The sequence below is a fragment of the Paenibacillus sinopodophylli genome (genome assembly GCF_005930355.1).
In the GTDB taxonomy this organism is placed as follows: domain Bacteria; phylum Bacillota; class Bacilli; order Paenibacillales; family Paenibacillaceae; genus Pristimantibacillus; species Pristimantibacillus sinopodophylli.
The window spans coordinates 19,427-41,822 of record NZ_VDBO01000004.1 but is presented as its reverse complement, the minus strand read 5'-3'; the positions used below and the strand labels follow the sequence as shown (position 1 = coordinate 41,822).

17 protein-coding genes are annotated in these 22,396 nt (G+C 47.3%); 14 read left to right on the top strand and 3 right to left on the bottom strand.

The features are described 5' to 3' along the window. Nucleotides 1-1,516: S-layer homology domain-containing protein (locus tag FGT79_RS17375; RefSeq protein ID WP_171056298.1), on the top strand; the 1,516-nt coding region annotated here is incomplete at its 5' end. Nucleotides 1,517-1,778: 262 nt separating this feature from the next. On the opposite strand, the gene FGT79_RS32580 is transcribed toward FGT79_RS17375, so the two are convergent. After that, a complete protein-coding gene (locus FGT79_RS32580; RefSeq protein ID WP_138754101.1) occupies nucleotides 1,779-2,084 on the bottom strand; it encodes a GNAT family N-acetyltransferase in 306 nt (101 codons plus the stop codon). 76 nt (nucleotides 2,085-2,160) lie between these two features. Further along, nucleotides 2,161-2,406 carry a hypothetical protein gene (locus FGT79_RS17365; protein ID WP_138754100.1) on the bottom strand — a complete coding sequence of 82 codons (246 nt, stop codon included), beginning with the start codon at nucleotides 2,404-2,406 and terminating at the stop codon, nucleotides 2,161-2,163. Nucleotides 2,407-3,389: 983 nt separating this feature from the next. Between FGT79_RS17365 and FGT79_RS32280 the strand changes: the two genes are divergently transcribed. Beyond that, entirely contained in the window at nucleotides 3,390-10,268 is a 6,879-nt protein-coding gene (locus FGT79_RS32280; protein ID WP_138754099.1) for a rhamnogalacturonan lyase family protein, read from the top strand. Nucleotides 10,269-10,454: 186 nt separating this feature from the next. On the opposite strand, the gene FGT79_RS17355 is transcribed toward FGT79_RS32280, so the two are convergent. Continuing rightward, nucleotides 10,455-11,636 carry a hypothetical protein gene (locus FGT79_RS17355; RefSeq protein ID WP_138754098.1) on the bottom strand — a complete coding sequence of 394 codons (1,182 nt, stop codon included), beginning with the start codon at nucleotides 11,634-11,636 and terminating at the stop codon, nucleotides 10,455-10,457. Nucleotides 11,637-11,803: 167 nt separating this feature from the next. On the opposite strand from FGT79_RS17355, the gene FGT79_RS17350 reads away from it, so the two are divergent. The 12 genes from FGT79_RS17350 to FGT79_RS17295 all read left to right on the top strand — a co-directional run bounded on the left by FGT79_RS17350 (nucleotide 11,804) and on the right by FGT79_RS17295 (nucleotide 22,375). Next, the gene (locus tag FGT79_RS17350) at nucleotides 11,804-12,733 is read left to right on the top strand and encodes a VanW family protein (RefSeq protein WP_138754097.1); all 930 of its coding nucleotides are present in this window, start codon (nucleotides 11,804-11,806) and stop codon (nucleotides 12,731-12,733) included. A 200-nt stretch (nucleotides 12,734-12,933) separates the two neighbouring features. Beyond that, nucleotides 12,934-14,289: an MATE family efflux transporter gene (locus tag FGT79_RS17345; protein ID WP_138754096.1), complete on the top strand. Its 1,356-nt coding sequence runs from the start codon at nucleotides 12,934-12,936 to the stop codon at nucleotides 14,287-14,289. A gap of 19 nt (nucleotides 14,290-14,308) precedes the next feature. Beyond that, on the top strand, nucleotides 14,309-14,923 hold the full coding sequence (locus FGT79_RS17340) for a TetR/AcrR family transcriptional regulator (RefSeq protein ID WP_138754095.1): 615 nt from the start codon (nucleotides 14,309-14,311) through the stop codon (nucleotides 14,921-14,923). A 133-nt stretch (nucleotides 14,924-15,056) separates the two neighbouring features. Beyond that, on the top strand, nucleotides 15,057-15,344 hold the full coding sequence (locus FGT79_RS17335) for a HesB/YadR/YfhF family protein (RefSeq protein ID WP_138754094.1): 288 nt from the start codon (nucleotides 15,057-15,059) through the stop codon (nucleotides 15,342-15,344). Nucleotides 15,345-15,615: 271 nt separating this feature from the next. Further along, nucleotides 15,616-16,398: a formate/nitrite transporter family protein gene (locus FGT79_RS17330; RefSeq protein ID WP_138754093.1), complete on the top strand. Its 783-nt coding sequence runs from the start codon at nucleotides 15,616-15,618 to the stop codon at nucleotides 16,396-16,398. 2 nt (nucleotides 16,399-16,400) lie between these two features. Further along, on the top strand, nucleotides 16,401-17,315 hold the full coding sequence (locus FGT79_RS17325) for an L-lactate dehydrogenase (protein ID WP_138754092.1): 915 nt from the start codon (nucleotides 16,401-16,403) through the stop codon (nucleotides 17,313-17,315). 23 nt (nucleotides 17,316-17,338) lie between these two features. After that, nucleotides 17,339-17,872, top strand: a complete 534-nt coding sequence (locus FGT79_RS17320) for a DoxX family protein (RefSeq protein WP_138754091.1) — start codon at nucleotides 17,339-17,341, stop codon at nucleotides 17,870-17,872. A gap of 186 nt (nucleotides 17,873-18,058) precedes the next feature. Next, nucleotides 18,059-18,964: a LysR family transcriptional regulator gene (locus FGT79_RS17315; RefSeq protein WP_138754414.1), complete on the top strand. Its 906-nt coding sequence runs from the start codon at nucleotides 18,059-18,061 to the stop codon at nucleotides 18,962-18,964. A 302-nt stretch (nucleotides 18,965-19,266) separates the two neighbouring features. Beyond that, complete coding sequence (locus FGT79_RS17310) at nucleotides 19,267-20,103, top strand: transporter substrate-binding domain-containing protein (protein WP_138754090.1); 837 nt, start codon at nucleotides 19,267-19,269, stop codon at nucleotides 20,101-20,103. Between the two features lie 28 nt (nucleotides 20,104-20,131). Beyond that, the gene (locus FGT79_RS17305; protein WP_138754089.1) at nucleotides 20,132-20,926 is read left to right on the top strand and encodes an amino acid ABC transporter permease; all 795 of its coding nucleotides are present in this window, start codon (nucleotides 20,132-20,134) and stop codon (nucleotides 20,924-20,926) included. Then, nucleotides 20,916-21,626: an amino acid ABC transporter permease gene (locus tag FGT79_RS17300; protein WP_138754088.1), complete on the top strand. Its 711-nt coding sequence runs from the start codon at nucleotides 20,916-20,918 to the stop codon at nucleotides 21,624-21,626. The genes FGT79_RS17305 and FGT79_RS17300 overlap by 11 nt, the downstream gene beginning before the upstream one ends. Continuing rightward, nucleotides 21,623-22,375: an amino acid ABC transporter ATP-binding protein gene (locus FGT79_RS17295; protein WP_138754087.1), complete on the top strand. Its 753-nt coding sequence runs from the start codon at nucleotides 21,623-21,625 to the stop codon at nucleotides 22,373-22,375. Before FGT79_RS17300 ends, FGT79_RS17295 begins: the two co-directional genes overlap by 4 nt. Nucleotides 22,376-22,396: the final 21 nt, after the last annotated feature.

Sequence of the window (22,396 nt, the reverse complement as noted above, 5' to 3'; positions counted from 1 at the left end):
GACGCCAGCAGTAACAGGTACGATTAGCGGGACAAACATAGCGCTTACTGTTCCTTACGGTACGGATGCAAGAGCGTTGGTTGCTACGTTCACCATATCTGCAGGAGCCTCAGCGCAGGTCGGCTCCACAGCCCAAGTAAGCGGGACAACCCGAAACGATTTCACTTTACCGGTTACTTATTCGATAACAGCGGCAGATGGCACTCAGCAGAACTGGGTAGTAACTGTAACGAATAGCGCAGCTTTAAGCCACGATGCTACGATATCATCTACAATAGGGACCGTAAGTGTAGGCGGAACGGCGAACGAGAGCATCTCGAATATTCCTTACGGCACAACGATAGCTGTTTTAAAGGCGGCGATCATCCAAGCAGCGGGAGCGACCTTTGAAATCTATGATACCGACGGAGTAACTATATCAAGCAGTTTAACTTCTGGTACCAAGGTCATTGTAATCGCGCAGGATGGTATGACGAAGGTTACGTACACAGTTTCCGTTAATGCTGTACCACCATCTGGCGGCGGTTCCACACCTCCAAGCGACCCACAAGCAAGCTCGACGGATGGAAAGCTGACGGTTCCGGCTGGTAAGGCGGGAGAGGTTAGTTTAGGCAAGGAAGTCATCATTTCAATTCCAGCTAATGCTACAGATAAAGAGCTGAGAATTACGATCGACAAATTGACGGACACACAAAACCATCTCAATAATAATGAGGTACTGATTACCGCGGTCTATGAGATTCTTAAAAACTTCAAGGAGAACTTTAATAATCCCGTCTCGCTTTCCATTGCGTTTAATCCTGCCCTTTTGAAGGAAGGCCAATCGGCGGTTGTCTTCTATTATGATGAATTGAAAAAAGGCTGGGTAGAGGTGGCTGGCGGAATAATAAACGGCAATTATATTACGGTGAAGATTAATCACTTTACGAAGTTTGCGGTATTCGCCACAGGCCAATCGGCAGTGGATGGGCAAGAACCTAGTGACATTACCGGACATTGGGCGGAGACTGCAATCAAGCAAGCAGTAGGAAGCGGAATGGTTACTGGTTATCCAGATGGAACGTTTAAACCCAATCGAACCGTAACACGGGCGGAATTCACTGTGATGCTGATAAATACGTTGAAACCTCAAGGATCAGGTGCAGCAGCATCGTCGGTATTCACCGATGGGGCAGAAATTGGGGAATGGGCGAAGAATGCAGTAGCGCAAGCCGTGCAAGCTGGATTTATAAAAGGTTATGTAGATGGGACCTTCCGTCCGAATGAAGCCATTACTCGCGCGGAAATGGCGATGATTGTTGCTAATGCATTAGGTCTGTCGTTAAATTCGAGTTCCACAATGGGCTTCACGGACGAAGAAGCTATTCCAGTTTGGGCGAGAAGCGCCGTCTCAGCTGTCAAAGAGCTTGGCATTATTAATGGAAAAGGAAATAATCAATTCGATCCTAATGCCGGAACGACAAGAGCAGAGGCTGTAACTGTTCTTCTGAAAATTTTGGACCAAACGAACAAGTAACATAAAAATTAAAGAACAATTTAAAAGGGAGGGTTATTCTTCAATCAGTTGATTCAACGGGTTGAAGGATAACCTTTTTGAATGGGTCTGTCTCAAAAGTAAGTATGCTCACTTGAAGGATAGCTTGACTGATGAAAAAAATGTGTAAAAGTGAAGAAATGGCGGTACAAGGGTGATCCTTGTATCGCCATTTCTTACTTATGGTTTATTACTTCTATGACACTGCTGTATCAAAACAGATTCATCAAGAGTCTGTTCAAAACTAGGAGTCCGCCTTTTCATTGATCATTTTAATAAAGCCAGTACTTTTTGGAGCAAACCCAGCTCGTGAGTAAAAAAGGTGAGCGGCTTCTCGTTCCGGTCGATTCCCACTATTGAGTGACATGGATGCTGCCCCTTGGCAGAATGCCCAATTCTCAGATTCTGAAAACAAGCGTGTTCCTATTCCTGTACCTCTAAATTCACTCCGTACGACCATAGCAACGATCCTTACATTTGTACCGTTTTTCTCGTAAATGTAGGATTTTTGTAGACCAATCTTCCCAATAGTGAAGATCTTTAGCAGCAAATAACGATTTCAAATCCCATTTGCTGTGATGGCCGGAAACTTCGAAATAATGTATGCCGAGCCCTTTCATTCTTGGTTAAATGTGGATTGTAATAAATTCATGAAGCTGGCCTGTGAAAGCTTCATTGTGATGGTCGCCGATAAGGTAGAAACCTTCCATCCCTTTACTCCAAACTAAGGCAGACTTGGGTGAGTTTAATTGGTCGGTGAATATCCATCCTGGATTATTATTTTCTATGATCGATACGATTTCGGGATGAGAATGGCCATTTTCAAGAAGAGATTTTGCCTTGTAAAATAAATCTCGCGAAAGTTCGTACATCGTAGGGATTCTCCTTTTCAAATAGAATGAACCAGTCCAAGGCTCAGTCTCGTTTGATGCTCGTCAGAAAGAGACAAACAATTGAAAGCGGTTGATAGAGTTCGTTAGAGAACCCCCTCCACGATACCCGCCGCTGGTAATAACGGACATGAGCGCAGCTTAGATGCTAATAAACCAAGAGTGTGATGGTTAACGGACAACAGGGACGCTTAGAACGAATTTCACCTATTTTCAACCGGCTAATCTGTTTCTAAGAGGCAGTCATGACCGTTATAAGTAAGAAAGGCTTTCATTTATCGTTTAAGCACCCATGATGTCCGTTAGAGTCTTAATCCTCCCTACGTACGCCTAACGAGCCTACGTTTTCGCATGCGGGAGGAGGGATATCTCGTTTTTTACATATAGGAACTTATATCTTGAGGCTATACATTCGTTATATTTCTCGGTATGAAGTGCGCCGCGCCGCCAAAGGACGTCAATAGACGTTTCACCTTGACGTATAGGAAAGTAGAGGTGTTTTCTCATCCTTTCTCAATACGTTTCACTGAAACGAAGGCATTTATTGAAAGGACGCCGTCAGGCGTTTCTTCTTATATCCATGTATACCTGTTAATAGATAGGTATTTTATCATACTACTGTTGGGAAAGACTGGTTATAACCAATCTTTCCTATCACGCTGAGCGAGGCTACAGAACGTTTACACGCAATCCTTATTTGCAGCAGTTTTTTATGATTTCACCTATATAGTCCATGCCATCTTTTTCAGCAAAAGAATAGATTCCAATAGCTGGACAGTAAATATGGACCAAATAACACGGTAAATTAAACAAAACACATGGTTTTTTATAATGTAAGCGCATTCTTTATAAGGTTACTATTAGGAGGTAGATATTTCTATTCGCAATCCTCGCAATATGCCCGCAGTCATTTGGAATATTTACCGCCTAATTCAACCTACTTTTGAAAGGGGAACAGACGTTGTATGAGTAGCCAAATGAAAAGAAGCATCGCGTTAGCACTTGCCTTATTAATGGTTGTCTCCACGGTATGGGCAGGATTGCCTATACAACAAGCAAAGGCTTTGGCTGCAGCAGAGCCATTGGTATGGAAGTTTGATCTAGGGACCGCGCCGGCACCGGCAGGCAACACGGGAGGTCCTGTTGCAGAGGGATTCATTGGGGTTAGCGCATCAAATCTTTATACAGCTGAGCAAGGCTATGGATTAAATACGAGCCAAGGCTCAAGATATCGGGGTTCTGAATCGACGGACGATCGCATCAATGATTTTATTCTGGGAGGAAATAACGTCCCTTATGAATTTAAGGTGGACGTGCCGAACGGAAATTATAAGGTAACGATGTTTTCAGGAGATTTGCTCGCAGGGACATCCACGTATAAAACAAAGGTGTCTATCGAAAATGTAGAGAAGGAAGCATTCAGTACAAGGGTGGCTGTTGATAGCAAGGTTTATGACGCAGCCATCTTCGATGGTCAAATGAACATTCAAGTGACAGGCAATAATTCATTTAGCGCCATGAACGCCATCATTATCGAGCAGATTTTGCCGACTGCGCCAGCTGGGCTAGTGCTGACTGGGATTAGCGCTGCTGGGGTATCTATGGAATGGACAGCGGTGGAAGATGCTGATTATTACTATGTTTACAGAGCGACAGACGGCCAGCCTGAAGTGGCGATTGCCGAGCAGGTAGTCGGTATAAGTTATACGGATACTAGCGTTGCTGTTGGCAGCAGCTACACGTATTACGTATCGGCTGGCAATGCGTTCGGCCAGCAGTCTGCGCTGAGTACAGCTAGCGAGGCTGCGACTATTCCGGCGCTCCAGCCTCCTGCAGTGCCTACAGGTCTCGCGGTAACGGAAACAACCGCAACAGCCGTTGACTTGGCTTGGAGTGCAGCCGCTGGAGCTGTAGATTATGAGATATATCGGTCAGATGCCGACAATGGCTCCTATGCGAGAATAGCCGATACGACGGGAGTAGCCTACTCAGATACAACAGCGAATACAACTGCAGTATATTATTACAAAATCAAAGCACGCAATGCGCAAGGCTCATCCGAGCTTTCTGCACATGCTGCAAGCAGTGTATATGTGCCACCGGTGGACTTGCCGGAGGGAGATGTCATTCGTTTTGATTTCGGCAAGGAAGCAGTAGCCGAGCAATATACAGCCATTTCTACTGCAGTCGCTTATACGGCTGAACGGAAATACGGATTCGCAGATCCGGCGAAGGTGAGCTTCACTGATCGTGGCAGCGCGGATGCGCTTCGTACTGATTTTGCCATTGTGCAGGACACCTCATTCATAGTAGATCTGCCGAATGCAGACTATACTGTTTCGCTAATAGCCGGAGATTTGAATGATGTTACGGATGTTTTAATTAAAGCGGAGAATATAGAGAAGGTTAAGCGACTGGATGCAGGTGCAGTAAGGCCGGCCGGACAGTTTCTTGAAATGAGCTTTGATATCGCTTTGGTAGATGGACAGCTGAACCTGGAGTTTGGCGGCACTGCACCGAAAGTGAATGCGCTCGTTATTACGAAGAAGGCGGCACGTACTGCAGGCGAGCTGCCTACCGTCTATCTCGCGGGTGACTCGACTGTTCAAACCTATGATCCCTACTGGCTTCCGCAAGCAGGCTGGGGACAGATGATTCCTAGCTTTTTCTCTGACAATGTGATTTTCAAAAATCATGCGATCGGCGGACGGAGCACCAAAAACTTTATTTCCGAAGGCCGATTGGATGAAGTACTGAGAGCGATCAAGCCAGGCGATTATTTCCTTGTGCAATTCGGTCATAATGACGCAACGATTAGTGTTCCCGATCGTTATGCGGCACCGGCCGACTACAAAAACTATTTGAAAACATACATTAACGGTGCGAGGCAGCGTGGCGCTACGCCAATACTGGTCACACCGATGGGGAGACGAAGCTTCAACGCGGATACGAGCAAATTCAACGTCAGCTTCCCCGAATACGTGCAGGCGATGAAGGAAGTTGCGACTGAGCTCGATGTGGATTTGGTCGATTTGAGTACGCTGAGCATTGCCTATTATGATGAGATAGGCGCTCCAGCAACATTGTCTGTGTTTCTGCATACGCCTGCTGGCATATACGGCGCGTTCCCGAACGGCTCGACAGACGATACACATTTCCAAGAATATGGTGCCATTCAGCTGGCTCGCTTGCTATCTGGCGGCATTAAGGAGCTAGACCTGCCGCTGGCACAATCGGTTAAGGATAGTGCACTGCCAGCTGAGGTGCCGCTGAAACCGTCAGGTCTGCTCGCTGGAAGCATAAGCAATGCGGGCGCTCTGCTCAAATGGGATAAAACCGCAACCGCAGATATTTATAAGGTTTATCGCAAGCTCTCAACCGAACAAGACAGCGCATATACGATGATAGGCACCTCTACGATTCCAATCTTGAATATGGGAGGTTTGATAGAGGGCAGCAGCTATCATGTATATGTAACGGCGGTTAACGGCAAAGGGGAATCCGCTCCATCGGATGCGGTATTCATCCAGACGAAGGCTGCCGCATACAAATATGATTTTGGAACAATTGGAGGCGTGGTAGCCGAGGGTTACAGCGAGGTTACTCGCAATACGATTTATAACGCGGAGCGTGGCTACGGCATAACGGACAGCACCGGCATGATCGATCGCGACCGCGGCGCAGCGACGGATGCGTTAAGACGTGATTTCGTTGCATATTTCGGCAATAGCTATGAATTCAAGGTGGATTTGCCGAATGGCTACTATTCGGTCAAAACGTATACCGGCGACTGGATCGGTTCTACTCGAACAGATATCAGCATTGAAGGCAAAAGTGTCGGTACCGTAACCTCGGGTAGAGAAAACATTGCCGAGCGGGTATTTAATATGATTGCGGTGAAGGACGGCCAGCTCAATATGGTGTTCAGCGGGCAGACCGCACATTTGAACGGTGTAGAAATAACGCCGCTCTTGCTTGCGCCGACACAGTTGCAGCTAGACGAGCTTAATCTGACTAGTGATCCGATCAAAGCGGAGCTTTCATGGTCAGGCGTTGCGGACGCAGTAATCTATAAGGTGTACAGGAAGGCAACCGTTGCCAGCGGAACGGAGCATTTGGGGAATACGACCCAAACCACATATACAGATACGACAGCGGATGTGGGGCTTGATTATGTCTATACGGTTACAGCCGTTGACAATACGGGCTTCGAATCCGTAACCTCAAACGAGCTTAATGTGTCGATGATTGATGCGGATGTGGAAAAGGCGGCGGTTCCTACTGGGCTTACGTTGGCATCCATCCAAAAAAGCGAGATCAGCTTGACGTGGACGGCTGTTCCACAGGCAAGAATGTACAATATCTACCGCTCTGAAGAAGCTGCGGGAACTTATGAGCTGATTGGGAAGTCACGCACGGCAGCTTATGTGGACAGTACGGTACTAACTACCATTCCTTATTATTACAAAGTGGCTTCGGTGAATGAAGGCGGCATTTCTGAGCTGTCTGAAGCATTGGGCACCGAGGCGATTACAACCTTGGTTCGCGAGATGGAATATTTGGATCGATCTCCAGTAGCGATCAAGACGGAGAATGGCAATTATATCGGCTGGCGTATGCTGGGTCTTGACCCGGAAACGATTGGCTTCAACGTATACCGCGACGGCGTTAAGCTGAATACGGAGATCATTACGACAAGCACGAACTATCTGGATGAAGCAGGTACAGATGCATCTGCCTACCATATTACATCGGTTCTGAATGGTGTAGAGCAGGCTGTGACAGGAAGCTTCGTTGCTTGGCAGAAGCAATACAAATCCATTCCGCTGCAAAAACCGGCCGATGATTATACGAAGGACGGTCAGCCTTATACGTATTCGGCGGGCGATGCCAGCGTAGGTGATTTGGATGGCGATGGTGAATACGAAATCGTGATGCTTTGGTCACCATCCAATAGCAAGGACAATTCGCAAGCCGGCTATACAGGCATCGTGTACATGGACGCTTATAAGCTGGATGGCACAAGATTATGGCGCATCAATCTTGGACCGAATATCCGTGCCGGAGCGCATTATACGCAATTTATGGTCTATGACATGGACGGCGACGGACGGGCAGAAGTAACGTTCAAGACTGCAGACGGTACGATTGACGGAACAGGCAAGGCGATCGGCGATCCAAGCAAGGATCACCGCAACAGTACGGGTTACGTCTTGCTTGGCAACGAATATTTGACCGTGTTCGAGGGATTGACGGGCAAAGCACTCGCTACGACGGAATATGATCCGCCGCGCGGCGACGTTGCCGCTTGGGGCGATGCATACGGCAACCGTGTAGATCGATTCCTTGCGGGCATCGCTTATTTGGATGGCGAGCGGCCGAGCATGATATTCAGCAGAGGGTATTATACAAGGACTGTCCTTGCTGCTTACGATTACCGCGATGGTCAACTGACGAAGCGCTGGGTATTCGATTCGAATCAAGAGGGCTACGAAAAGTTTACAGCACAAGGCAATCACAATTTATCGATTGGTGATTCAGACGGCGACGGGAAGGATGAAATTCATTTCGGCTCGATGGGTATTGACGACGATGGTACGCCACTATATTACACGGGACTTGGTCACGGAGATGCGATGCATTTCGGTGATTTGGATCCAGAGCGTCCAGGTCTAGAAATATTCGCGGTACAAGAGCATACGGATGCTCCCTACGGAATGAATCTCAAAGACGCTCGCACTGGCGAAGTCATATGGGGCGTTCATACCGGTGTGGATACTGGACGAGGGATGTCTGCGGATCTCGATCCGAGATACCCCGGGGAAGAGATGTGGAGCGCGAATATCGTCAGCGCGGAGCATATCCCTGTAACAGGATTGTATAGCGCGAAGGGCGAGAAAATTACGTCCAACATTCCAACATCGACCAACTTCGGCGTATGGTGGGATGGAGATCTGCTGCGCGAGCTGCAGGATTATAACCGAATTGATAAATGGGATTATGAGAATGAAGTTACGGTCAATTTATTGACGGCGACTGGGGCGGCATCCAACAACTCAACCAAAGCCAATCCAAGCTTGCAGGCTGATCTTTATGGGGATTGGCGCGAGGAGATTATGTGGCGCTCCGAGGATAGCAGTGAGTTTAGAATCTACTCCACCGTGGATGAAACGGATTACAGAATTCGGACATTGATGCATGACCCGATTTACCGACTTGGCATTGCTTGGCAGAATGTAGCCTACAACCAGCCGCCGCATCCAAGCTTCTATTTGGGACATGGCATGGCAACACCAGCGGCGCCTAGCATCGCTTACATTCAATCACTCGTTACGGCAATCACCGTAACGTCGGAAGGAGATGCCGATTCATTATCTGTTGGCGGCACGCTCCAGATGCATGCACAGGTTCAAGCAGGACCAGGAGCGAGTACAGCAGTTGCATGGTCAGTTACGAATGTGGATGGCAGTGCAACAGAGCTAGCTGTAATTGGAGCTAACGGCTTGCTGCAAGCCGCGGCAGCCGGTACGGTCAAAGTAATCGCCACTGCGACTGACGGTTCGGGCGTTAAAGGCGAGAAGCAATTGACGCTGACAGCCGAAACAACGGTTACGCCTACACCAACGCCAACTCCTGTTGCGTCTGGATCATCCTCCGGCACAGTGCCTACCTTGACACCTGCAACTGCGAGCAACCAAGTAACGGTTGAAGCGGTAACAGCAAGCGGGAAAGCAGTGGCAACAGTAGATACGGCAGAGCTGCAGAAGGCAGTAGAAGGAGCGATTAACAACAAGGTCATTATTAAGGTGAACGGCTCTACTGATTCTGACCAGGTAGAGGTAACGCTGCCGGGTGCAGGGATTGCAGGCCTCCATACAACGAAGAACGTACACTTGACGATTGATACTGGAGCAGTGAAAGTGACCTTCTCGGATAAAGCGCTTGAAGGAGCGGCGGGAACGAGCACGGAAGCGCTGCAGCTTACCATCGCGAAAGTGGATACAACTGAGCTCTCTGATGCTGTGCGTAATAAGCTCGGTCAGGCAGACGTATATGATTTCAACCTATTTGTGGGAGGAAGGAAGATAAGTGCTTTTGAAGGCGGCAAGAAAGCTGTAGAAATTTCGGTTCCATACACGCTTCAACCAGGCGAGAAACCAGGCAAAGTTGTCGTGTATTACATTTCGGATGACGGTAAGCTGGAAGTGGTTCGCAATGGAAAGTATGACAGCCAAACAGGTCTTGTCACGTTCAAGACCAATCATTTCAGCTACTACGCCAGTGCCTATGCTGCAGCTACAGCATTCACGGACTTGAATAAAGCGGCATGGGCCGTTGACTCCGTCGAAGCGCTATCTGTACGCGGCATTCTTGATGGCTTCGGCGATGGAACCTTCCGTCCGAATAATGAAGTGACCCGAGCGGCCTTTATCAAAATGCTAATGATGTCGCTTGATCTCGAAGACAGCGAAGCGGTCAGCAGCTTCCAAGACGTATTGCCTGATGCTTGGTATACGAGCTCTATTGCAGCAGCGGAGAGGCTTGGTATCGTCAAAGGCAAGCAGGACGGCACCTTTGGCGTGAATGAGCTGATTTCACGTCAGGATATGGCAGTGATGGCTTATCGCGCAGGCCAGCTTGCCGGCTTACAGCTGGAAGCGGGTAGTGCTGCTGCATTCTCGGATCAAGCTCAAATTGCGGATTACGCAGTTCAAGCGGTAGAGCAAATGCAGGCGGCTGGTATCATAAACGGTATGTCGAACCATACGTTTGCGCCTAAAGGACATTCAACTAGAGCGCAAGCTGCGAAAGTTATCTATTCCGTCATGAGCTTGCTCGAGTAACAGCATTCAACCAACGATCTCCTTAAGGCGTGGGGCTGCCGAATTCATCGGCAGCTTCGTCTTAAGGGGATTTTTTCGATGTATGGGCAGAAATATGCTTTGGTTATGCATTCTCTCTATTTCTCGGTATGAAACGCGCGGCGCTGCCGAAGGATGGCTTTAACCGTTTAGGCTTGTGTAGAGATATTATTCGATATGATGAATACGCCAAGGCGATTGCACGGAAGCTCGATTGAAACGAAAAGTATAGCTGCTATTGCGGCGTTGCCCGTTAATGGGATGGATGGTGATAGGTACATGTAGTTCAGTAAGCAGAGCATCTCCCAAACTCCCCCTGTTCGGTGCAGGCTCTGCTTTTCCTTTGGCGGGAAGCTGCTCCCTAATAGACACAAGTTCGTACATACCTTGGATAAAAGCGGACTGCTGCTCCTTCGGCAATTTTTCAGTAAGCAGCCGTATGATTTCTTCATCCTGATGATACATAGCTTCTATGAAGCTTTTTGCAAGCACAAGCGGCTCAGCAGCATCGAAATAAGGTTCTAGCTGGCCTGCTGCTTTATGAACCATCATCTGATGGGCGGGATCGGGATACTCCGATTTATGAGTAGAGCTGCCGAGAAAATGAATGCAGAAATGGCCGGAGAAGCCGTTTTCCGGAATGCCGTCACCGCCGTGAGGCATGCCGTTCATTGAAGCAGCAACCCATTCACCGTCTGTGCGGACGAGCACCGCTTTTCTTTTCCAGCTCCATCTCCCATTGTAAATGTGTTTCATGATTCGTGAATCGTCTTTGGTCAAAGGTTGTACGTCTGCATGGTCGCTGCCTGCACGTCGCTGTACGCGGAATGTTAAGCCAGACTGGAGCTCTGTAACAGAGAAAATGGATTTGTTAGGCATTAATCCAGTAGCCTGCTGCCATGTCAGCAGTTTCCCGTAATGCTGCTTCCTCAGCCCATCTGCAAGTTCAGTTAGCTGCTTGGCAAGCCTTGCGCTCAGCTCTAAACGTACCGATTGTGATTCATTCCATAGCTGACCGCTGCGCTCAAGCCGATATTCATCTCTTTCTGCAGTCAGATGGGTAATATAAATATCTGGGTAAATGTCCGCTTGTTCAGCCTGCTTCTGTTTGGCTTTACGGATTGTCTGATCGAGCTCGCTGCGCTCTATGCGAAGTTCGCTGACGAAAGCGGCTTGACGTGATGATCCCACCGTCATAATGATGCTGCTTATATTTGGGGATTGATCTGAGGATTTAGGTTTATGGATTAGCATATGGCTGTTCCCATGCGCATAACCCCGTTCTGACAGTGGCAGCAAGATGATTGCGATAAGTATACATACGATTATTCGAGTGAGCACTCTGTTCATAAACAGCCTCCGACCTATCTTCATTTTTATTATTTTTGACAATATGCTACTTGATTATGTAACAGCTAAGCTGCTTAGCATGAGCGAAACTTCATCCACATGTATGCAGGTTTACGAAATGAATCATACTACCACGATTACTGCCGTTCGGGGGGAGATTATCAACAATGGGGCTGCACTGGGTAATAGCGATCATGATGTTGCTTCAGCAGGGAGGCTATGCCGAATCGCTTGTCATTGAGCAACAGGGCCAAGCTGTATCCGAGATGAGAAGGGTGGAGTACAGCGATTCGTCTGCCGGCATTCCGCTCATCGATAACATCAAGCTGGATAGTGGGATAGCTGCTATTGATAGAAAGGTGCAACAGCCTGCAAGGAATGCGACTCTTGACGGAGCGGGACGAATCAAGCCTGAGCAAGCAGGCAGCAAGCTGGATCGCTCCGCCATGAAAATACAGTTTTACCGGTTTATCTTCGAAGGCGGATTCTCACAGTTAGAAGCACCGATGATGGTTGCTTATCCGCGAGTCGATAGTGAGCTGCTTTCTTCAATAAAAGTCAAAAAAATAGGCTATTACGCTACCTATTACAATCCGAATAACAAAAACCGTACTCATAATGTTCATTTAGCGGCACAAGCCATCAATAACTACGTCGTTTTCCCCAATGAACGTTTCTCCTTCAATAAAGTCGTAGGCCAGCGGACGAAAGAGAGCGGCTATTTGCGTGCTCCTGTCATCGTTAGAGGTGAGATGTCGGAGGATATCGGCGGAGGCATCTGTCAAATTTCTTCTACGCTTTTTAATGCGGCAGATCGGGCCGGCCTAACAATAGTCGAGCGATATTCCCATAGTCGGAATGTCAAATATGTGCCGTCTGGGCGTGACGCAACCGTTAGCTGGGATGGTCCAGACTTTGTATTCCAGAACAAATACGATCATCCTGTTCTTATAAGAGCCTACGCGCAGGGAGGGCAAATCAGCATCGTCATTTGTTCATCTGATGACATCAAGCTGAAGCCGCGCCAGGTTCCCAGCGCTTCCAAGACGCTGCCGGAGGAAGTACATCCTGAGGTGGGGGCGGGCAACAGGGATTAAAGGATTAATCAAGAGCATGATTCTCTATCCGATATCCAATAGAGCTGTAGGCATATGGATATGCTTGCAGTTCTTTTTTGGCTATTAAATACGGATGAAGCGCTAACTGGATTATTGAAAGTTGAATCCTAGCTAAAGCTATGTTATTATACAGAACGAACGTTCAGTATAATTATCTTAATCAGAGCAGGAGAACACCTATGAATAATCAGCAAACACGTAATCCCTTGGATTACCAGTCCGTCGGTCGGTCTTTTCTAAAGTATTTGATTCCTTCTATGCTTGGCATGCTATTAGTAGCGCTTAATATTACGATTGACGGTATCATGGTTGGAAATAAGCTGGGCTCTACAGCACTTGCCGGTATTGGCATTGCAAGCCCTGTCTATACACTGTTTGTTGCCATGTCTCTCTGGGTTGGCCTTGGAGGCGCAACCTTGTATTCACAAAATATGGGCGCTAAAAATGCCCAGCAAGCAAGAACGGCCTTTTCTTATTCACTCTCCATAATATTTATCGCAACACTTGCGATTGGTATTACAGCCTTTATATTTCGTGAGACGTTAGTTTATGCGCTAGGTGCAAATGCCGATACGTATCCTTACGCATCAACCTACTTAAACGTCATGCTGCTGTTTGGATTTGTATTCACGATTGAAAATGCATTAAGCGTTTTTGTTCGTAATGACGGGAATCCGAATCTGTCGATGATGGCGCAAATGACATTCGCTGCGTCCAATGTCATTATCAATTTTATTGTTCTGTATGTTCTTGACTTAGGTGTAGCAGGCGTCGCGTTCGGAACGATTATAGCGGCCTCTCTTGGCCTGCTCGTGCTGCTGTCGCATTTCTTCAAGAAATCGAATCATTTGAAGTTCATTCGCTTCAAATGGAACAAAAAACTAGTAGTTGCCATTATCGTCATTGGCTTTCCAAGCTTCCTCTCTGAGGTTGGTCTGTCTGTGTTTACGATATCGCATAATCGGACGCTGGAATCCATTGTCGGCACTGACGGCGTTTCTGCATTCGCACTATTGAATTACGTGCACAGTACAGTATTGTTGACCTTTCTCGGGATGGGCTCGGCGATCCAACCGCTCATCAGCTATTATCATGGCGGGCGACAAGAGGAGCGGAAGCGTCGTACGCTTCGTATTGCAATAATGACAGCACTCGGAGCGGGTGCGCTGCTGCTTATCATCATGCAACTGGCAGCGATGCCGATCATTGGTCTTTTCGGAAATTTCAGCGAGAGCGTGATCCACCACGCGGAGAATGGTATGCGTATATTCGTAATGGCGTACTTGTTTATGGGCATCAATTTTGTCATGATGACTTACTTCCAATCTGTCGGTAATGTGAGGATGGCCGTATGGATAACGGCAGCAAGGGAAATGATTCTGATGCTGATTTTCATCATTTTTCTTCCAAGATTTCTAGGGGTGAACGGTGTGTGGCTGTCTGTTCCGCTGTCCGAATGCATTGTGCTGATTACAATTGTTATTTATTATAAAAGGCAAGGGTTAAGGGAGCGTGTGCTGCCTATAAATAGCTAATGGAAGGAGGAGATGCCGAATGAACAAGAAGCAGCTGCAAAGTGAGCAGACTAAAAAAAGGGTAGCCGAGGCTGCAAGAGCTTTGTTCTCGCAAAAAGGTTATAAAGCTACCTCCATAGAGGATATCGTGACCGCTACAGGAAGCAGTAAAGGGAATATCTATTACCACTTCCAGAGCAAGGAAGGCATATTTATCTATCTAATGGAAGAATGGGGAAGCGAGTGGGAGAGTCAGTGGCTGGCGCAGGAGCAAAATTATCATACATTCGAAGAGAAGCTTAACGGTTATGCTGAGCATCTCGTCGCAAACGACTTGAATCATCCACTTACAAAAGCGACGGATGAATTCATATCCAGCGAGTGGGGACGAAGCGATGTTCAACAGGAAGTTAAACGTTATTACGCCGACCATCTGCAATTCAATGAGCGAATTTTGCAGCAAGCGATGGACTCTGGTGAGCTAAGCCCGGATGATGCACGCACGTTAGGCTTTATATTGGAGGGGCTCTTCATCGGAATCGGTGAAATATCGAAACGTACCCCGATCCACGAATCGACGCTTGCGATTTATCGGAAGGCGGTTCGCGTATTCCTTCACGGTACCGCTGCCGCTAAGAATAGCAAAGAGCATTAGTCACTGTCATTCGAAAAGGTTATTCTTTTGCATGAAGCAGCATGATAGAACAGGCATCCTAAGCAAAAGGTTGACACCGCTCTGCTTATTCGTAATGATGGAATAGAGTAAGCAGTGGAAGGAGATGACCGCGATGAAATTACACGTAGAGGATGCTGCTGGCGGCTTCTATAAACAAGCGATGGGACTTGTCGACGGTGAGGCGATTCGCATTTACGTCAGACTAGGTGGATGCGGCAGTGTTCATCCGGGGTTGTCGCTAGGCGTGACGAAGGATGAGCCCATACAGATCGGACTTCAAACCGTTGTAGACGGCATTACGTATTATATGGAACAAGACAACCTATGGTATTTGGAGAATAAGTCACTCCGAATTTCATTTGACGAGCAGTATGAAGAAATTAAAATGATCGTGGAATAATAGATAATCGCATTAGTCGGATTGAGAGCGCCGCCTATCCTGTACAGTTGCAGGATAGGCGGCGTTTTTTTTCTGTATTCATGTGGGATGAGGCTTTTGGATGGACGGCTGGGGAATCTCCCTACCGCGAGCATAGCGTCAGCGGTTAAACCCTGAGCAATAGTTCAGGGAGTTCCCCGACATACAAACGGAGAGGAATCCCCTAAAATAAAGGTATAGAAAGCGAGTCAAACTTACTCAGCTAACAACGGCTTAACAGGAGGGCTTAACGATGGAACACATACCTTTAAGAAGGGTTGAACAGCTCGCTTTGAAGAAGCAGAACATCTATCTTCAGAGCAAGCTGAGATATATATTGCGAGCCATGCTGGCCAGTATGTTCATCGGGTTCGGAGTTATCGTAGCGTTCAAGACAGGCAGCTTCTTCTACGTTGCGAACAGTCCGTTAACCTATCCGATGGCAGCCATTACATTCGGCGCAGCGATTATCCTCATTTCATATGGCGGAGGAGATTTATTCACAGGCAATACGTTTTACTACACGTTTACGGCACTTCGAGGCAAGATGCGATGGTCAAGTGTACTGAAGCTATGGTGCACCAGCTATGCAGGTAATTTCTTGGGAGCAGTCGCGTTCGCACTTCTTATCTGGTCGACTGGATTGTTCAAGGATGCATCGGTTAATGGGTTTCTGCTCAGCGTCGTGGAGAAGAAGCTTCACGCTCCGGTACTGGAATTGTTCTTCCGTGGAGTGCTCTGTAACTGGCTTGTATGCTTAGCGTTTTTTGTACCGATGTCTCTTCGCGGAGACGGTCCTAAACTGTTCGCCATGATGCTGTTCGTCTTCTGCTTCTTTATCTCGGGATACGAGCACAGTATTGCTAATCTTTGTACCTTCGCCATAGCGCTCGTTCTTCATCACCCTGGAACGATATCGCTAGGAGGCATGATTCATAATTTGGTGCCAGTCACGCTCGGCAATTTGGTCGGCGGCTCGGTTCTCATGGGTGTCATGTATTATTTCGTTAATAAACCATTTGAAGAGGTGGAATAACTATGAAAAAAACAAAAGTAGTCGTTATTGGAGTAGGCGCAGTTGGATCAACGACAGCATATACGCTGTTGCTGCGCAGTCGGATGGATGAGCTGGTGCTGATCGATGCGAATGCAGGCAAGGCGGTCGGAGATGCGCTTGATATGAATCACGGGATGCCGTTCCTAGGTCATACGAAAGTATGGGCAGGCACTTATGAGGATTGCAAGGATGCGGATATCGTCATTATTACAGCGGGAGCGGCACAGAAGCCTGGCGAGCCGCGGCTAAACCTGCTGAAACGCAATGTTGCCATTTATGAAAGTATCGTTTCTGAAGTATTGAAATACAACGATGATGGTATTCTGCTTATCGCAACGAACCCGGTTGATATTATGAGCTACTTCTGCTGGCAGAAGTCGGGCTGGCCGACCAACCGTGTTATTGGATCTGGTACGCTGCTCGACAGCGCACGGTTCCGCTATCTAATCGGCGAGAAACTGGAACTTGATCCCCGCAGTGTCCATGCGCATATTATCGGGGAGCATGGAGATTCCGAGCTTCCGGTGTGGAGCCTGGCGAACGTAGCCGGCTCTTCCATCGCACTGAGCGAGGAAGAGAAGACGGATATATTTACCCATACAAGAGATGCGGCTTATGAAATCATTGAAGCAAAAGGTGCCACGTACTACGCCATTGCACTTGCTCTAGATCGCATTGTGACAGCTATTCTGCGCAATGAGTCGGCAGTGCTCAACGTATCTACGCTGGTGGAGAACTACCACGGCCTATCTAATGTTTACATGGGCGTCCCTTGTGTAGTAGATCGGCAGGGCGTAAGGCAAGTGCTGGATATTCCGATTACTGAGGAAGAGAAAGTGCTGCTGCATCGCTCGGCAGGTAAGCTGAAAGATCTGATTGAAACGATTTCGGTCTAGACAATTAAAAGGAGCTGATCGTTATGGTTATCAAATGGCTAAGTGAAAACAAGTATGCTGCAGGTTTAATGCTGGTGTTGCGTGTCTATCTAGGCTGGCAGTGGCTGAGCGCCGGCTGGCATAAGCTGGGAGGATTCGACGCCAGCGGCTTCTTGAAAGGAGCCATTACAAATCCTGTAGTAGATAAAAGCACGAACGAACTCATTTATCCGACATTTACCGCGTTTCTTGAGCATTTTGCATTGCCGAATGCCAAAATCTTCAACGTGATGATTCCCATTGGTGAATGTTTGGTAGGACTGGGACTCATCGTCGGTGCCCTCACAGCTACCGCAGCATTCTTCGGGCTCCTAATGAACTTTATGTTCATGTTCTCGGGAACGGTATCGACTAATCCATGGCTCATTCTCATCGGTGTAATCGTATTCGCGGCAGGAGCTAACGCAGGCAAATTCGGCCTTGATTATTGGGTACTCCCTTACCTGCGCAAACTAGTACAAAGGTTCAGGAGAGATGGAAATACGCCTGAGATTGGCCGGGGCCAATTCCCGCGGTAACGGGAACGCTCAACAACAATTGAAGGTAAACACGAACACAATCGTCACCCCATTATAGCTGGAGCATGAATATTGTTCATGCTCCAGCTATTTTTGCAATTTGACAGCAGCCTCTATTATTTGTTATTTTAAATTAATATATTCTTATTGGTTTAGTCGGTTTAAAGAGAAGTGGAGGTGCACGATATTAACATTGAAAATATAGAGGCATTCGTCTACGTCATTCATTGTGGAAGCTTTAATAAAGCTGCTGATGCGTTGTATTTGTCACAGCCGTCTGTAACCGCTCGGATCAAGTCGCTTGAACAAGAGCTTGACTGCAAGCTGTTTGATCGGCAGGGAAAACAGATCCAAATAACGGAGGATGGCAAACGGTTTCTTCCTTACGCGCAGCAGCTGCTGCTTATATACCAGAAGGGTAAGCTGCACATTAATCAGAAGAAGTCGCTTCCGAACGAATTCCGAATTGGCTGTACTGTGTCCGTTTCTAACTACATCATTCCCGATCTATTACCCCGATTGAAGCAGCGCTTTCCGAATACGCATTATAAGATCGTGACCGGTACGACAGATGGAATTATGAATAAAGTGCTCGGCAAGGAGGTTGATATCGGATTTGTCCGCAACGTCAATCATCCAAGCCTGCAATCGACCAAATTCTATGAGGATCCAATCCGTCTGTACGCGTATGACGGTCATCCGTTCTTGTCGCTGGAGACGCTGACGATCGAAGCAATAGCCGAACAGCCGCTCGTATTCTTTGAGTGCGGCTCCTTGGATTGGCTGCGCATTCACCGTATATTCGAGCACCTGGATTTGCCGCCCAATATTCAAATTCAGACAGACAATTCCGAAATGGCCAAAAAGCTGGTTATTCAGAAGGCGGGTATCGGCTTCCTGCCTGATTTATGTGCCCAGCAGGAAATACATGACGGCAAGCTGTATCAAATACGCGTGCCCGAAACGGAAGGTATTTCCTTGCAGACCAATCTGATCTCTCATCATGGAGAACATCTTGCATTCGTAGATGCGATTACCGAAATAGGCAAGGAGCTGTCTGCAGGATCTAAGCTTAGCTTATTGGCAGATTGAATGTCTTTATAGAAAAGCTCTATTATCCGAGAGGCAGCAAGCATGCTAAAGTTAGATTGTCAGTAAAGCCGATTGAATTAGTTTGATTAAGGTTATTCATCCGCTGCTCCTTCTGAAGCAGCGGATTTTTATTTGCCTGATCGGCCAATCAGACATGTTAATTCACTTATAGAGAATCTCTATAAGGAATAGGATTGACGAAAGTAGGATTCAGGTGGTAAAGTGAATTCAACGTTAATCCTTACTTAACAGGTAGGAATTATAAGGATTTAATAAAATTATCTTATTGGGGGAAACAAAAAATGAAAAAAGCATTCTTTCTATCAACCGCAATTATACTGGCACTAACTCTTGCAGGCTGCGGCAGCAATAAAGAAAATGCAGGAGCAAATACAGAAGCAGCAGCTGGAAATGCTGCGCAGGAAGTAACTAAAATCGTCGTAGGCACGGGTACACAGTTCCCACAGGTAGCCTTCATTGACGAAAGCGGAAAGCTGACTGGTTTTGACGTAGAGCTGGTAAGAGAAATTGACAAACGTCTTCCGGCGTATGAATTCGATATTCAAACGCTTGAATTCACGAACCTGCTGCTTAGCCTAGAAACGAAAAAAATTGATTTGGTTGCTCATGAAATGGAGAAGAATCCAGAGCGTGAAGAGAAGTACCTGTTTAATACAGAGCCTTATGCACACTGGAGAAACAAAATCATCGTAGCGAAAGGCAATGATTCGGTTCAATCGCTTGATGACCTGAAAGGCAAAAAAGTATTGACGACAGCAACGAGTGCACAATCGACAATTCTGGAGAACTACAACAAAGAAAACAACAATGCGATTGAAATCGTGTACCAAAATGGCGGAGCCAACGATACTGTCTCTCAAGTAACCTCAGGCCGTGTTGATGCGTTCCTTGCAGCGGACTTCACGCTATCTCTTATCGATACGAAGCAGGAGCTGAAGGCAGTAGGACCAGCGCTTAGTGAAGCAGACATTCTGTTCATGTTCCGCAAAGATGATCCAGACCAGCAGAAACTGGCAGATGCAGTTGACGTAGCGATTAAAGAGCTTAAGGCAGACGGTACGCTTGGTAAGCTTAGCTCAGAATGGCTTGGCGAAGACTTTACATCCGAAGAAAAATAAGCTTGCGTAAGAAAGGTGAGAGTGCTGGATGGGAGAACCATTTGATATCAGTTATGTGTTCGAGTATCTAGTAAAGCTGCTTCCTACATTGAAAGTCACTCTTCTTATCGTAGTGAGTTCCATCGTAATCGGGCTGGGCGTCGGGTTTATCGTCGCCCTTCCCCAGCTTTATAAGATTCCGATTCTAAGACGAATTTCGCAGGTGTATCTCTCCTTCTTCAGGGGAACGCCGATATTGATTCAGCTTTTTTTGTTTTATTACGGGTTGCCTGAAGTTTTGAAGCTTGTAAATGTTGATGTTGCGAAGTTGCCGGCATTATATTTCGTTATTCTTACGTATGCCCTGCACAGTGGAGCTTACTTATCGGAAATGATTCGTGCTGCTGTAGGAGCGGTTGACAGAGGTCAAGTGGAGGCGGCTTACTCAGTTGGTATGACGGGGTTCCAAGCTTTCACGCGAATAGTGCTTCCGCAGGCAATGGCGATAGCGATTCCGGTATTCTCCAATCTGGTCATCGCGAACCTGAAGGATACATCGCTTGCCTTCTCACTAGGTATTATGGAACTAACAGGGAAGTCACAGACGCTCGCCGTTATGTCGAGGCATTTCGTGGAGACTTACATTTCGCTAGCAATCATCTATTTCGTAATTAGCTTCGGACTTGAGAAGTTGTTCCACTTGATCGAGAATAAGCTGCTGAGGCATGAACGCCGCCTATCGTCTGAGGATAAAGAACCGCGCTTGCGTAAAGGAAAAGAGAAACCGTTCAGGATTGCAGCAAAACTGGGCTTTGGCAGAGGAGGAACCGAAAATGAAGCTTGATTTTTCATTCATATGGACTGCGTTTCTGCAGCTATTGCCCGCTGTTCCTACGGCTCTTGCGATAACAGTCGTTTCGGTTTTGTGTGGACTTATTATTGGTACTGCTGTAGCCGTTATTCGACTATATAAGGTACCTGTTCTGTATCCTATAGCAGCCTCTTATGTTACCTTTATCCGTGGAACACCGATGCTTACGCATTTGCTGCTCATCTATTTCGGGCTTCCGATTATTGTGGACGGCATCTCCGAGGCACTGGGATTATCGTTTCGATCGATCTCCATTCCAATGATCGGGTTCGCTTATATTTCATTCTCCATCACCGCAGGTGCGTATATGTCGGAGGTAGTACGATCAGGCTTGCTGGCGGTGAACCGCGGGCAGATCGAAGCGGCTTACTCGATCGGCATGACGACCTCGCAAGCTATGCGTAGAATTATTTTGCCGCAAGCCTTCTCAGCGAGTTTGCCCAACCTGTCGAACATGATTATTGGAATGCTGCATGGATCGACGCTTGCCTTCACCGTATCGGTCGTCGAAATCAACGCGAAAGCGCAGATTGTCGCTACGACGAACTGGAAGTTTTTCGAAGCGTATTTGGCGGCAGCTATTATTTTCTGGGGTTTGACCTTCATTATCGAGCGCCTGACCGCATTGGCAGAGAAGCGCTTTAACCTTTACAACAGAGGCGGTGTCTCATGATTAAGCTGACGCAGATCAAGAAGAGCTTTGGACGCAACGAGGTGCTTAAAGGCATAGATCTTACCGTTGAAAAAGGCGAAGTTGTTGCCATACTTGGACCAAGCGGATCGGGGAAAACAACGCTGCTGCGCTGCCTCAACTACTTGGAGAAACCGAATGAAGGCCAGATTACGATTGATGATTTTACTGTCAATTGCAAACGTCCGGATAAGAAAGACATTCATACGCTCCGTCAGAAGAGTGCGATGGTGTTCCAGCAATACAATCTATTCAAGCATAAGACGGCTCTCGAGAACGTAATGGAAGGACTTGTTATTGTCAAGAAGCTGCCTAAGGAAGATGCTCGTAAAAAAAGCGTGGAGCTTCTAGAGAAGGTTGGTCTTGGGAATAAGCTGAATGCTTATCCGAGCGAACTGTCAGGCGGACAGCAGCAGCGTGTTGGGATTGCCCGTGCGCTTGCACTGAATCCAGAGGTTATTTTGTTCGATGAGCCCACATCTGCACTCGATCCCGAGCTTGTCGGCGAGGTGCTGGCCGTTATTCGTAAAATTGCGAAGGAAGGCATCACGATGATTATCGTCACGCATGAGATGGGCTTTGCTCAAGACGTTGCGAACCATGTCGTGTTCATGGACGGCGGGGTAATCGTGGAAGAAGGCAAGCCTAATGAAATATTCAACTATCCGAAGGAAGAACGAACGAAGCAATTTTTGAAGCGTATTACGCCAGAGGGTGTTTATTCTATCTAACTCATAGAGGAGCGAATTCAT

What these genes read in the sequence shown, in the direction of transcription:
- FGT79_RS17325 (WP_138754092.1), top strand. Translation starts at nt 16,401, where the DNA reads ATGAAAAAAACAAAAGTAGTCGTTATTGGAGTAGGCGCAGTTGGATCA.
- FGT79_RS17355 (WP_138754098.1), bottom strand. Translation starts at nt 11,636, where the DNA reads ATGAACAGAGTGCTCACTCGAATAATCGTATGTATACTTATCGCAATC.
- FGT79_RS17340 (WP_138754095.1), top strand. Translation starts at nt 14,309, where the DNA reads ATGAACAAGAAGCAGCTGCAAAGTGAGCAGACTAAAAAAAGGGTAGCC.
- FGT79_RS17300 (WP_138754088.1), top strand. Translation starts at nt 20,916, where the DNA reads ATGAAGCTTGATTTTTCATTCATATGGACTGCGTTTCTGCAGCTATTG.
- FGT79_RS32280 (WP_138754099.1), top strand. Translation starts at nt 3,390, where the DNA reads ATGAGTAGCCAAATGAAAAGAAGCATCGCGTTAGCACTTGCCTTATTA.
- FGT79_RS17350 (WP_138754097.1), top strand. Translation starts at nt 11,804, where the DNA reads ATGGGGCTGCACTGGGTAATAGCGATCATGATGTTGCTTCAGCAGGGA.
- FGT79_RS17305 (WP_138754089.1), top strand. Translation starts at nt 20,132, where the DNA reads ATGGGAGAACCATTTGATATCAGTTATGTGTTCGAGTATCTAGTAAAG.
- FGT79_RS17320 (WP_138754091.1), top strand. Translation starts at nt 17,339, where the DNA reads ATGGTTATCAAATGGCTAAGTGAAAACAAGTATGCTGCAGGTTTAATG.
- FGT79_RS17365 (WP_138754100.1), bottom strand. Translation starts at nt 2,406, where the DNA reads ATGTACGAACTTTCGCGAGATTTATTTTACAAGGCAAAATCTCTTCTT.
- FGT79_RS17295 (WP_138754087.1), top strand. Translation starts at nt 21,623, where the DNA reads ATGATTAAGCTGACGCAGATCAAGAAGAGCTTTGGACGCAACGAGGTG.
- FGT79_RS17335 (WP_138754094.1), top strand. Translation starts at nt 15,057, where the DNA reads ATGAAATTACACGTAGAGGATGCTGCTGGCGGCTTCTATAAACAAGCG.
- FGT79_RS17345 (WP_138754096.1), top strand. Translation starts at nt 12,934, where the DNA reads ATGAATAATCAGCAAACACGTAATCCCTTGGATTACCAGTCCGTCGGT.
- FGT79_RS17310 (WP_138754090.1), top strand. Translation starts at nt 19,267, where the DNA reads ATGAAAAAAGCATTCTTTCTATCAACCGCAATTATACTGGCACTAACT.
- FGT79_RS17330 (WP_138754093.1), top strand. Translation starts at nt 15,616, where the DNA reads ATGGAACACATACCTTTAAGAAGGGTTGAACAGCTCGCTTTGAAGAAG.